This is a genomic window from Finegoldia magna ATCC 53516, assembly GCF_000159695.1.
GTDB classification, from domain to species: Bacteria; Bacillota; Clostridia; order Tissierellales; family Peptoniphilaceae; genus Finegoldia; species Finegoldia magna_F.
Window position 1 is genome coordinate 265,001 of record NZ_CM000955.1, and the last position, 13,171, is coordinate 278,171.

Here is a 13,171-nt window from a genome sequence, read left to right on the forward strand (position 1 = left end):
ATTCCCCACTGCTGCCTCCCGTAGGAGTTTGGACCGTGTCTCAGTTCCAATGTGGCCGTTCATCCTCTCAGACCGGCTACTGATCGTCGCCTTGGTGGGCTGTTATCTCACCAACTAGCTAATCAGACGCGAGCCCATCTATGACCGATAAATCTTTGACCGTTAAAACATGTGTTTCTACGATTTTATGCGGTATTAATCCCGGTTTCCCGAGGCTATCCCACTGTCATAGGCAGGTTGCTCACGCGTTACTCACCCGTTCGCCACTCTCATTAGTAATCTTCCACCGAAGCTTCTGTTTACTAAATCCCGTTCGACTTGCATGTGTTAAGCACGCCGCCAGCGTTCGTCCTGAGCCAGGATCAAACTCTCAATTTAATGTTTGTTTGAAGCTAGCTTTTCAGCTGACTTTTGCTTTTTTTATTCTCACCGAATTATTGTTTGGTTTGTACTTCTCTCAAAGTATTTACTTTATTTAATTTATTAAGGTTCTATAGTTTGTTGTCTTAATGACAACTTTCTTCGCACTTTTGTAACGACTTTGTTAGTATATCATACTAACTTTTCTTTGTCAACACTTTTTTTGAAATGTTTTTTTAATCAAAATGTGTTTTCTTGAAATGTTACTTTAGTGAACTATTATAGTTTACTATCATCATTTCATTTTGTCAAGTGTTTTGTAAAACTTTTTTTATTTTCGTTTTACATGCATTACTTTCTTTTGAGTAATTTAAAAAGCACTTAACTCAAAGTGCTTATTTATAATATCAAGGTTTTTATTTTTTGTCAAGTGTTTTTTTGTTTTTTATTTTAAAAATTGAATTTGTTTGTAAATGCTCTATTGTATTGTGCTTTATAGACTTAGATGATAAGGATGCTACAAGTATTCCTAGTGCTATACTAGCTGCAAATAACATTGCATTTCTTGCATGTGAAAAAGCTAGTTTAGAATTTTGTTGTATAGTGTAGTACATTGTGTAATACATATCCGCACCTGGAACCAAAGATATTATCCCTGGTATTACAAAAACTGTAACTGGCATGTGAACTTTTCTTGAAGCTATCTCTCCTATTATTCCTACAGCTATTGATGCAAACAAAGCCGCGATAAATTTGTTATTTAAAATTATCGTTAAATATTTGTAAACGAACCACGCTACAAATCCAGATACCATAACTATTTTATAAGATCTTTTTGGTGAATCGTAAAATAGCGAAAATCCTAATGTGGCGAATGATGAAATGATTGATTCTATAATTATATATAACATTAGATTGCCTCCATCATAACCGCAAAATACAATATACTACCAACGCCTAGAGCTATACTCAACGCTGTAATCACTGCATTAATCATAGAACTTATCCCAGATAATAAATCTCCACTTAGTACGTCTCTAACAGAGTTTGTAATGGACACTCCAGGAACAAATGGCATGATACAACCTACGATAATACTGTTCATATCCAAAGCTACACTAAAGATTCCAAAAATTTTCAATGTAACTAAAGTTAGAAATGTCATAAACGCAACTGTAATATATGTATTAACAAATTGTGGATTTTCTTTTCTTTGAAAAAATCTGAATACTAACATTTCTAATATAGATATAAAGAAAGCTACGATAGGTTCAATAATACCACCCACTAATAAATGCGCAAATAATCCTGAAGCTGCAGATGCACCTAGGATATAAAGTTTTTTATCGACAGTTCTGTTATCTATTTTATTTATTATTTCTATTGACTCATCCAAAGTATACACATCTTTTACAAAATTTCTGGAAAAATTATTAATTTGATGAATCTTCCACAAATTTGTAGCCTTAGGAATTGTCCTTCTCATAGTTACAAGATCTCCAAAATCAAAACTCAAACATATAATGATACAAGTATAAGATACAAATACATTTATTTTATTGACTTTTTGAATACTTTTACTCATTCTAAAAGCCGTATCTTCTACACGATATGTTTCCGCGCCACTCTCAAGCAAAATTCTTGCAGTATCAGCGACTACATCCATTAAATCTTGGCAATCTTCTTTTGTTTTAACGAATTGCAAAATATCTCCTCCAGTATTAAAATTATAACATATAGGAGGCAATTATGGATATTATCAAAAACAGAAGATCGAGAAGAAATTTTACATCTAAAAAGGTATCAATAGAAGATATAAAACAAATCGTAGAAGCTGGAACCTTTGCTCCTACTGGAATGAACAAGCAAGACAACATTATAGTTGCTATCTCTGATGATAGTACAATGGAAAATTTATTAAAATCTATTAGAAAACATTTAAACAACGAAAACTACAACGGATTTTATAATTGCAAAAATATGATTTTGCTTTTAAGTCCTCACGATAATAGAAATAGAAAGTTTGACTGTGGATGCATAATGCAAAATATGATGTTAAAAGCTTGTGAATTAAATGTAGCGAATGTATGGATTAATCAGTTTTACGATTCCTATGATAGCGAACCTATCAAAAGTTTTCTACAATCTATAGACATTGATGACAATTATGAAATCACTTGTGCACTTGCTCTGGGTTATAGTGACGAAACTCCAAAAATCAAACCAAACAAATTTATAACTAAATTTATCTAAAAAAATAGATCGATTGAAACTGACTCATAATCAGTTTTCAATCGATCTTTTATTTTAGAAGTTATCGTAATAAATTCTGTCGTCAGTTACTCCAACTTCGTTCAATGCTTTTGTCAAAGATTCTATCATTCTTGGAGATCCGCACAAGTAAGCTGAGCTATTCTTTCCAGTTTCTTTGCAATATTTCTTGATTGCATCATCAGCATGTCCAGTTTCTCCTTCCCAATTCATTTCAGGAGTTGTTCTTGACAATACTGGAATAAATTTGAAATCGTACAAATCTTCTTCAAATTGTTTCAATTCATCTAACAAGAATAAATCATCTGGAGTTTTGGCTCCAAAGTAAAATCTTGCTTTTCTCTTAACATCATGATCTCTCATGTGGTTAAGTATAGATCTTATTGGTGCAAACCCAGTTCCAGCTGCTCCCAATATAATTTCTGTATCTTCATCGTGATAGTAGAAATCACCATAAGGACCATTGATAGTAACCTTGTCGCCTTCTTTAAGAACTTTGTGACAATAAGTTGTACAAATACCCTTAGTATAACCAATTAACAATTCGATATGTTTTTCATCTCTTATACTAGAAGCAATAGAATATGCTCTGAATACTTCTTCATCTGATCCTTCATATCCATCGCCTTTTGGATATTCTTCTGCTTTTAATTGTACATATTGACCAGGTTTAAATTTGATAGTTTCTCCTTCTGGAAGTTCAAATCTAAACTTTGTAATTCTATCAGTCAAAGGTAATTTTTCAACAAGAGTTGTTTCGTATTCTTTTACGTTAAATAATTCTTCTGGAATTTGAATCGAAATATCTTTTTTGACCTTTACTTGACAAGATAATCTGACACTATCGTTAAGTTCATCTTCTGTTAACATTGGTTTTTCTGTAGCAAGTACGGGACCTGCTCCATCCAAAACTTTTACTTTACAATAACCACATGATCCCTTACCACCACAAGCTGATGGAATGAATACTTTTTGGTTTCTAAGTGTAGATAATAAACTATCTCCACCATCTACTGTAAATTCTTTATCGTTATTAATAGTTAGTTTTACTTCACCATAATCTGCAATGTACTTATCTGCAAATGAAAGCAACAATGCAAATAACGCACATAAAACAGATACTACAATTGTTGTAATAATTATTTGTCCCATGATTCCTCCTTATGATATTTGAACTATACCAGAGAATCCGATGAAAGCCATCGCCATGATTCCAGTTATAATTAAAGTTAAAGGAGATCCTTGGAGACCTTTTGGTACAGATGAATCCTTGATTTTGGATCTAATTCCTGCCATTGATACAATTGCTAACATCCAACCAAGTCCACTTCCTATTGCAAATCCTACTGTTTGCAAGAAGTTGTAGTTTCTGATTACCATAAACAAACTTACCCCTAAAATTGCACAGTTTACTGTGATAAGTGGCAAGAATATTCCAAGAGCGTAATACAAATTTGGAACGTATTTTTCCAAAATCATTTCCAATAATTGAACAAATGCTGCTATTGAAATAATAAAAATTATATATCTCAAATATTCTATATTAAATCTTACAACTAATTTATATAAGAAAAAGTTGATTATAGTTGTAATCGTCAATACAAATGTTACAGCTATTCCCAATCCTGTTGCAGTTTCAATTTCTTTACTTACTGCTATAAATGAACACATTCCCAAAAAGTTTGAGAAAATCATATTTGAAGTAAAGATTGATGCAAAAAATATAACTAAAGGACTAATCGTCATTACTTAGCATCTCCTTCCTTTTTAAGATGAGCATTAGCAATCCACATAACTATAGGTAAAATGAAGAATGCTGCTGGTGGCATAACCATCATTGTCCATGGCACAAAACTTTCAGGCATTATTCTGATTCCGAATACACTACCGAATCCCAATAATTCTCTGATCAAAGCTATAAGCACAAGAACTACAGTATATCCTAAGCCTGATGCCACACCATCTACAAAACTACTTACAGGATCGTTGCTGATAGCAAATGCTTCTGCACGTCCCATTATTATACAGTTGGTAATAATCAAACCAACGTAAGGTCCTAATGTTTTACTCATTTCTGGCATGTAAGCCTTCAAGAAAATATCTACTATTATTACGAAGAACGCAATAATAAATACTTGAACCATCATACGAATGTGTTTTGGAGTTACTTTTCTAAGTAAACTAATCAAAAACGATGAACATCCTGTAACAAAAGCTAATGCAAGTCCCATAACTAAGGAGTTCATACATAAGTTTGTTACTGCTAATGTGGAACAAATTCCTATAACTTGAATAAGAACAGGGTTGTCATCAAGCAATCCATTTTTTAATAATTTAGTATATTTATTTGAATTAGCCATTATTTACCTCCATTCTTAATAAACTCATTCACATCTTCATTAATCATGTTCACAACAAATGTAGATGTTTGAGTTGCACCACTTATAGCATCAATATTTCCACCATTTGCTGGTTTATTAATTACAATTTTACCGTCAACAGGTTTTGAAATATCCAAATCTCTGTATTGGTTTTTGTATTCATCTTCTGTGATACGTCCACCCAAACCAGGAGTTTCGTCTTGTTTAATGAATTCTATTCCAACAAGTTTTTTCATATCTTTAGTTATTCCTACATATCCACTGATTGAACCCCAAAGTCCAGGTCCGTTAATAGGAACTGCATAAGCTTTTTCTTCACCATCTTGTTTTAAAATGTAAAGTTTGCTGTCTTTGTAGTCTTCTTCTACGACATTGTCTTTGAAAGTCTTGTCAATGTTTGATGCAGAAGTATCTTCAGGTAAGATATTAAATACATTCAAAATCTTATGTTTTAATTCGATATCTTGATTAAATTTTACTGTAGGAGTTGTAACTTGATTTAACAAAGCCAACGCTAATGTCAAAACTAGTGTCAATCCCAACATAAAAATTACTGGATATACGACTGATTTTTTCTTAGCCATTAACCTTGACCTCCTTATTTGATTTTGCTTTTTTATTAGCTTGAACTTTATTTACACAATAATCAATTATTGGTGCAAAAGTGTTACCAATAAGAACTGCAAACATAACACCACCTGCAAATAGTGCAAATCCTCTGATAATTACAGTTACAATTCCTATTATGAAACCATAAATCCATTTACCAATTGGAGTTTTTGCAGCAGATACAGGATCTGTTGCCATGAATACAGTACCGAATAAAAATCCTCCCATTAACATTCCATAAATAGGATTAGGAACAGAAGTTACACCCATTGCGTTAAAAATTAAACTTAATACGCAAAAACCTAGTACACTTCCTGCCATAATTTGCCAGCTTGCAACTTTTTTATAAATCAAATAAATTGCTCCAATAATAATCAAAACTTTGCAAGTCTCTCCGATAACTCCAGGAATTTGTCCCAAAAGCATAGTCGGGATTGTTTCAAATGCTGAGTTAACTTTGAAGGCTGTCATTGGAGTTGGTTGTGTCATAGAGTCCAATGATTGAGTTAAGTAAGTTCCAAATCCTCCTGGAAAACTACCTACAGCTTTGTTCCAATAAATAGTCATTTGTTGAGGAAAATTAACATAAATAAATACACGAGCCACTAAGGCTGGATTGAAAACATTTTTTGCAAATCCTCCAAAAACCATCTTCCCGAAAAATATACCAAACGCTATACCAACTGCTGAAATCCAAAAAGGAATTGATGGTGGTAATGTCATTGTATACAAACAGGATGTGACAATAGCTGCTTCAGATATTTTGTTTCTTTTGAATATCTTAGCATTAGCCAAATATTCGACAAGGCATGCAACTATTATGTTTAGCAAAAACAAAGCTAACACTCTTAGGCCATAAAAATATATCGCCACTAAAGCAATCGGCAAAAGCGCAAACATAACAGGATGCATCATTTTTTGTTTCATAAAATACTTATTATAAAACTCTTTCAAACCTTTCACCCCTTATAAAAATTTTTTATATATAAAACCCATAAAATACGGATTTATTTTCACTACTAAAAGCTTTTCATTATGTACTATAAAAAATATTTCTTTTATTTATCATATCATAAAGAGCACCAAAATCAATGATAAAATTTGTTATTTTTAATAAGTAGAATATCTTATGCCAAAGATATTGACCATATATAATATACCCATTTAACCATAAAAATAATTATCTCAGATAATTTTCTTCAATAAAAAAATCGACCTAAATTAATAGGCCGATCTGTTATTCTTGATTAAATTTTATAAGACTTTTGTTTTTCTGAAAATTTTTGCGATTAGTTTTCACCAGCAAAAAGTACAGCCCTGCAAAAGGCACTGCTAAGTAAAATGTCACAAATCTGTTTATAGCCATAATACTAAACGCCAAAGATTTTGGCATAAATGAAGAATACACAAGCATCATGCTTCCTTCGATAACTCCTACACCTCCAGGAATATGAACACTTTCAAACGAAATTGTAACCACCGCTTGGATTAGAACAAGAGTCATAAAATTATATGAATTCAATCCAAATGATTTGTACAAAATTGCAGGGATTGCAAATGAAAACAAAAGCATTGGAATTGATATGCACAATAATTTTGCAAAAACTTTTTTATTATTAATCAAAAATTTCCCGAAATTTTTGTGTTCTTCTATGGTTTTTGAAATATCTTCTTCAGATTTGCTGAATCGTTTCAGAATTTTAAATTTGGAAAATATCGTGTTGAAAAATCTAATTACTCTAGCCGCCAATTCGCTATCAAACATCAAAAATCCTATTCCGATTACCAGTACCAATTGACACGCTATTCCATATATAACCAAGTACTTAAACTCAGAAATCGACGCAATTTTTCCTACTAATCCAAAAATCATTGCTACAAAGAAAATAATTACCATGGACAAATGATAAATCCAATTAAAAGAAAGTAGTGAATTGATAGTAGTCAATGAATCAATGTTATCCGTTCTCATTGTGTGGTATTGCAATGGTTGACCAAGGCTACCACCTGGGGATATCATACTGAAAAAATAATCCGTAAATGTATATCCAAAGCACCTTTTAAATGATACATCATAACCTTGTATACTTAGAAGATATTTATACGATATAGCTTCCAATAGAAAAAACATAAACATGGTCATAACACATGCTGCTATGAAAACTGGTCCTATTTTTTTTATTACATCAAAAGCATCATCTGCTCCAATTTTATTTTTTATGAAAAAAATTACTCCTACACTAAATGCAAATACTAAAATTGCTCTTAAAATCGTGTTTTTGTTCTTCATGTTACACCTCATCTGATAAAAGTATACCATTAGTGTAATACAGTTTGCAATTAGTTTTTTTCATTGTTGACTTTTTGTATACTTTTGAAAGTAAAAAGCCTACCGAAATAAATCAGTAGGCTAATTAGTTATTTTCTTATAACTTCAATTTTAACATTTTCTCCATTCAAATCAACATCTTCCCCGTCCACATTTTCATCAATTATAATGTCAACTGTTAATGTTTCATCTTTTATGAAGTCTTCATATTGTTCAATTGCTTTTTTAATATCATCTGTAGGCTTGATTTTGATTATTATATTATCTAATACATCAAAGTCGTTTGATTTTCTCATTTGTTGAACTTTACTTACAAGCTCACGCGCATATCCTTCCATCAATAATTCATCAGTGATTTCTGTGTCCAAGATTACGAAATAATCTCCTTGCATTGTCACATCGAAGCCTTCTTTAGAGTTGATTCTTACATCAACGTAATCTCTCTTAATGTCGATGTCTTCATCGTCTAATTTAATATTCAAATCTGATTTGTCTAGTTTTGATACGAAATCCTTAGCGTTGATATCTTTCAAATAATTTCCAAAAGATTTGATGTGTTTACCAAGAATACTACCTGCAACTTTGAAGTTAGGTTTTAGTTCGTAATTCATAAATTCGGACAAATCTTTCTTGTATTCGATATCTTTTAAGTTGATTTCTTCTTTGATTAAATCCTTGAACTCTTCAATCTTATCCTTAAATCTTTCATCTAGGACTATTTTCTTCAATGGTTGACGAACTTTAATATTCACTTCTTCACGAGAAGCTCTTGCAAGTGTTACAAAAGTTCTTACCATTTCCATTTTTTCTTCTAATTTATTGTCGATTAAATCTTCATTTACCTTATCGAAATAAGCTAAGTGAACTGATTTTTCGCCAGTTAAATCGTGATACATTTCCTCTGCGATAAATGGAGTAAATGGAGCGATTAATTTAGTAAGTCCAACTAATATTTCGTAAGTTGTGTTGTAAACAGATTTTTTGTCATCATCCATCTCTGTTTTCCAGAATCTTCTTCTGTTACGTCTGATGTACCAGTTTGATAAATCTTCGATTACAAAGTTAGAAATTTCTCTGGCAACTTTTGTATATTCAAATTTATCCATATTTTCGAAGTAGAATTTTTGTAGATTTGTAAACTTAGACAAAATCCATTTGTCTATCACAGCTCTGTCTTTATATTCTACAAAATATTCTGTAGGATCTGTTTCATCAGTTGTCGCATACATTTGGAAGAAGTTGTAAGTGTTTCTGAATGATCTGAAGAATTTGCTTTCTACTTCTTGTAATCCACTTACATCGAATTTTGTTGGAATCCATGGTGGAGATACATAAAGTGAGTAGAATCTAACAACGTCCGCCCCGTATTTATCGAATAATTCTATAGGATCAATTGTGTTTCCTCTGGACTTACTCATCTTCTTTCCATCTTTATCCAAGATTAAATCATTTACCAATACATTTTTGTAAGGTGCTTTTCCTGTAATCATTGTAGAAATAGCTAACAAAGAATAGAACCATCCACGTGTTTGGTCAATTCCTTCGTTGATGAAATCTGCTGGGAACACTTTATCAAAATCATCTGTGTGTTCAAATGGCCAGTGTTGTTGCGCAAATGGCATAGCTCCAGAGTCAAACCAAACGTCAATAACATCTTTTTCTCTAGTCATTATTTCGCCACATTCTGGACATCTAATATGAACATCATCAACGTATGGTCTGTGAAGTTCTATATTTTCATCGATATCTTCAATCGCCAATTCTTTTAATTCTTTTCTTGAACCAACAGAAAGTGTGTGATTACATTTATCACATTTCCAGATATTTAATGGAGTTCCCCAGTATCTATTTCTAGAAATTGCCCAGTCTTTAATATTTTCAAGCCAATTTCCAAATCTTCCTTCACCAACGTGATCTGGATACCAATTTACACCGTTATTGTTTTCAACTAATTTATCTTTTAGTTTACTAACTTCAATGTACCATGATGGTTTTGAATAATAAATAAGTGGTGTGTGACATCTCCAGCAGTGAGGATAATTGTGTTCGATTTTTTGTTTTCTGAATAATTTGTTTTCTTCTTTTAATCTTTGCAACACTTCTGGATCTGTATCCATAACGTGTTGGCCATCCCAAGGACCGCCAACAAATTTTCCTTCTTCATCAACAGGATTGATTAATGGCAAATCGTATCTTCTTCCTGTTTGATAGTCATCTTCCCCAAAAGCTGGTGCAGTGTGAACAATTCCTGTACCATCTTCAACAGTTACATAATCTGCACAAGTCACATAAAATGCTTTTTTGTTAACATCATAAATAGGCAAAAGTTGTTCGTATTCCATATACTCCATATCTTTACCCTTTAATTCTTTGATTAAAGTGTAGTCTTCGCCTTCGTGACCCAACAAATCGTGTGCTTTATTTTTTGCAAGATAAATCTTTTCTCCGTCTTTTTCTGCCAAAATATAATCGATATCTGGATGAACTGTCAAACAAACATTTGATGGCAATGTCCAAGGAGTTGTAGTCCACGCTAAGAAATATTCATCTGCACCTTTTCTTTTGAATTTAACGTACGCTGTTGTAGTTTTGATATTTTCATAACCTTGTGCAACTTCGTGTGATGCAAGACCAGTACCACATCTTGGACAATATGGAAGGATTTTCGCTCCTTCGTAAATCAATCCGTCCTTATACATTTTGTCAAGCAATGCCCACACTGATTCAATGTAATTATTGTCCAAAGTAATATATGGATCATCCATATCCACATTGTATGCCATTCTATCTGACATCTCTTGCCATTTTTCTCTGTAAGAAAATACAGATTTCTTACATTCTTCGTTGAACTTTTCTACGCCGTAATTTTCGATTTCTTTTTTATCGTGAAGACCAAGTTTCTTTTCAACTTCAATCTCAACTGGAAGACCATGAGTATCCCAACCAGCTTTTTTGTAAACTTTATATCCTTGCATAGTCTTGTATCTGCAAGTCATATCCTTCAAAGTTCTACTTATAACGTGATGAATTCCTGGTTTTCCATTTGCAGTTGGAGGACCATCATAGAACACATATCTATTTTCTTCATCTCTACTGTTGTAAGTTTCATTCAAAAGATCAATCTCTTTCCAATACTTACTAGTAGCCTGTTCACGTTCCTTAACAGGTTTCTTAGAAAGTTCCTTAAACTTTTTCATAAAAATATCTCCTTATAAAATAATTAAAAAATCCCTCGGAAAATTAATTCCAAGGGACGAATAAACCGCGGTACCACCCTAATTGTGTAAACCTCTCATTTCTTGTAACGCCAAGTAATACGCACAGACCTGTTAGATCTGTGAGCTTCTTTCAGATGATTCAAATATTTTTTAATTTATCCCTCTCACCAAACAGGATTCTCTGTAAAATTAATCAAAATATTCCGTTCTGATCACAGCTTTTAATAGAATTATAATAATATATTTTTAATAATTTGTCAAATATTTATAAAAATTATACAAAATTTCACGTACCAATTCAGCTAAATTATTTTGCAAATGATATAATGAAATAAACAATTAATGAAATTTACATAAACACTTTAAATTTTAATATTAGGAGGACAAAATGAAACACTTTAAAAATTTTAAAATCATTGCATTAGCTTTTGTATTATCGGTTTCAATATCACAACCAACATCAGCTATAAAGCAAATCGAAAAAGTTTCAATCGAAGGAAAAAAACGATACGAAACAGCAATACAAATATCAAAAAAATCTTATCCAAAAACATCAGACACAGTTATAATCGTAAATTCAGAAAAAATCGCAGATTCGTTGTCAGTTGGTGTGTTGGCGCATAAAATAAATAGCCCTATACTTTTAACAGATCATGATGAAATTAACCAATCTACTTTAAAAGAAATTCAAAGACTGAAAACAACAAATATTATACTTGTAGGTGGCACTCAAAGTATTTCCAAATCACAAGAAACAAATCTAATAAACCAAGGTTATAAAGTAAGAAGGATTTATGGAAAAGACAGAATAGACACATCATTTTCAATCGCAACAGAACTTTCTAATCTCAACCAAACAAAACAATTTGATAATGCATTTGTGGTTCACGCTACCAAATCAATCGTAGATTCAGCAAGTGTAAGTGCAGCTGCATGTAGTATGAATAGTCCAATTTTATTTGTTGGAAATGACACAAAATCATTTGAAGAAAAATATTCAAACTATACATTCAACAACACGTATTTAATAGGTGGAGCTACAGCAAAATTATCCAAGAATTTTCCAAATTCAAAAATCATTTATGGGAAAAACAGAAATGATACGAGCTTGAAAATAGCTGACACATTCTTCAATAATTCAAAATCCGTTTTCTTAGCCAAAAACGGTGAACAAAGATTTTATGAACTTATAGACTGCGTTACAGTGGCACCATTTGCAGCAAATGAAAAATCCCCCATCATTTTTACATCAACAAAAAACGACTTAACACAATCTGAGAAAAATTTCTTCGACAAATTAAATCCCCATAAAATAACATTAGTCGGTGGTGGCCTTCATCCAAAATTTGACGAAATAATTGGAAAAACTCCACCGAAAAAAGAATACGTATTATTAAATGTATCTCAAATTAACCAAAACAAAGCCGGTTTACCGATGGGCTGTGAAGCGGCATCACTTCTGCAATGTCTACACTACAAAAATATCAAAACTGACACAAATATTCATCAATTTATAAAAGAAATGCCAATTGCAAAAGACAACAATCCAAATCATGGGTTTGCAGGCTCTCCATTTAATATTGACGAAAAAATTTATCAATCAATATTCCCAGAACCTTTAACTAAATGGGCTAACAAATACGCAAACGCAGAAAATATTTCTGGCAAATCTTCAGAATACATCAGAGAAGAAATCGCAAAAGGAAACCCTGTAATATTCTTTGCTACGTATAAATTCAGAAATCCAACATTCAAAGACTACTTCTGGGGCAAAAATGCACTCTACAACGCACACGTAATGGTAGTAGATGGCTACGATAAAAATAGAATGCACATCGTAGATCCAGCAGAAGATAAACCAAACGGATATTGGATATCTCGCTCACTTTTTGATAGCAGATACAACATCAAAAAATACGCCGTCGTTGTTAGATAATTTTATAATAGATACAACAAAAGCCACCTTACGGTGGCTTTTATATATTAATCTACTATTTTTCTAA

At 32.1% G+C, this 13,171-nt stretch carries 11 protein-coding genes and 1 rRNA gene (1 of these 12 only partly in view); 2 read left to right on the forward strand and 10 right to left on the reverse strand.

Going from position 1 to position 13,171, the window contains the following annotated elements; all coding sequences use genetic code 11:
• From HMPREF0391_RS01200 to HMPREF0391_RS01210, 3 genes are all read right to left on the reverse strand, one after another.
• Nucleotides 1-378, reverse strand: a 16S ribosomal RNA gene (locus HMPREF0391_RS01200); it reaches 1,144 nt to the left of the window's first position.
• A gap of 398 nt (nt 379-776) precedes the next feature.
• Entirely contained in the window at nt 777-1,271 is a 495-nt protein-coding gene (locus HMPREF0391_RS01205; RefSeq protein ID WP_002834990.1) for a threonine/serine exporter family protein, read from the reverse strand.
• Nucleotides 1,271-2,065 (reverse strand): threonine/serine ThrE exporter family protein, encoded by a 795-nt coding sequence (locus HMPREF0391_RS01210; RefSeq protein WP_035109063.1) that lies wholly within the window; start codon nt 2,063-2,065, stop codon nt 1,271-1,273. The genes HMPREF0391_RS01205 and HMPREF0391_RS01210 overlap by 1 nt, the downstream gene beginning before the upstream one ends.
• A gap of 44 nt (nt 2,066-2,109) precedes the next feature.
• Here HMPREF0391_RS01210 and HMPREF0391_RS01215 point away from each other — a divergent pair, with 44 nt between their 5' ends.
• Entirely contained in the window at nt 2,110-2,613 is a 504-nt protein-coding gene (locus HMPREF0391_RS01215) for a nitroreductase family protein (RefSeq protein ID WP_002834992.1), read from the forward strand.
• A 54-nt stretch (nt 2,614-2,667) separates the two neighbouring features.
• Here HMPREF0391_RS01215 and HMPREF0391_RS01220 read toward each other — a convergent pair whose 3' ends face one another.
• From HMPREF0391_RS01220 to ileS, 7 genes are all read right to left on the reverse strand, one after another.
• Nucleotides 2,668-3,783 carry an NADH:ubiquinone reductase (Na(+)-transporting) subunit F gene (locus tag HMPREF0391_RS01220; RefSeq protein ID WP_002834993.1) on the reverse strand — a complete coding sequence of 372 codons (1,116 nt, stop codon included), beginning with the start codon at nt 3,781-3,783 and terminating at the stop codon, nt 2,668-2,670.
• Between the two features lie 9 nt (nt 3,784-3,792).
• Nucleotides 3,793-4,377, reverse strand: coding sequence for an NADH:ubiquinone reductase (Na(+)-transporting) subunit E (locus HMPREF0391_RS01225; protein ID WP_002834994.1), 585 nt, complete (start codon nt 4,375-4,377; stop codon nt 3,793-3,795).
• Nucleotides 4,377-4,991: an NADH:ubiquinone reductase (Na(+)-transporting) subunit D gene (gene nqrD, locus HMPREF0391_RS01230; protein ID WP_002834995.1), complete on the reverse strand. Its 615-nt coding sequence runs from the start codon at nt 4,989-4,991 to the stop codon at nt 4,377-4,379. The genes HMPREF0391_RS01225 and nqrD overlap by 1 nt, the downstream gene beginning before the upstream one ends.
• Nucleotides 4,991-5,596 carry an FMN-binding protein gene (locus tag HMPREF0391_RS01235; protein WP_002834996.1) on the reverse strand — a complete coding sequence of 202 codons (606 nt, stop codon included), beginning with the start codon at nt 5,594-5,596 and terminating at the stop codon, nt 4,991-4,993. The genes nqrD and HMPREF0391_RS01235 overlap by 1 nt, the downstream gene beginning before the upstream one ends.
• The gene (locus HMPREF0391_RS01240) at nt 5,589-6,584 is read right to left on the reverse strand and encodes an RnfABCDGE type electron transport complex subunit D (protein ID WP_002834997.1); all 996 of its coding nucleotides are present in this window, start codon (nt 6,582-6,584) and stop codon (nt 5,589-5,591) included. Before HMPREF0391_RS01240 ends, HMPREF0391_RS01235 begins: the two co-directional genes overlap by 8 nt.
• Before the next feature lie 274 nt (nt 6,585-6,858).
• Nucleotides 6,859-7,911: a lysylphosphatidylglycerol synthase transmembrane domain-containing protein gene (locus HMPREF0391_RS01245; RefSeq protein ID WP_002834998.1), complete on the reverse strand. Its 1,053-nt coding sequence runs from the start codon at nt 7,909-7,911 to the stop codon at nt 6,859-6,861.
• Nucleotides 7,912-8,039: 128 nt separating this feature from the next.
• On the reverse strand, nt 8,040-11,147 hold the full coding sequence (gene ileS / locus HMPREF0391_RS01250; protein WP_002834999.1) for an isoleucine--tRNA ligase: 3,108 nt from the start codon (nt 11,145-11,147) through the stop codon (nt 8,040-8,042).
• A gap of 409 nt (nt 11,148-11,556) precedes the next feature.
• Between ileS and HMPREF0391_RS01255 the strand changes: the two genes are divergently transcribed.
• Nucleotides 11,557-13,104 (forward strand): cell wall-binding repeat-containing protein, encoded by a 1,548-nt coding sequence (locus tag HMPREF0391_RS01255; RefSeq protein WP_002835000.1) that lies wholly within the window; start codon nt 11,557-11,559, stop codon nt 13,102-13,104.
• The last annotated feature ends 67 nt before the right edge of the window (nt 13,105-13,171 follow it).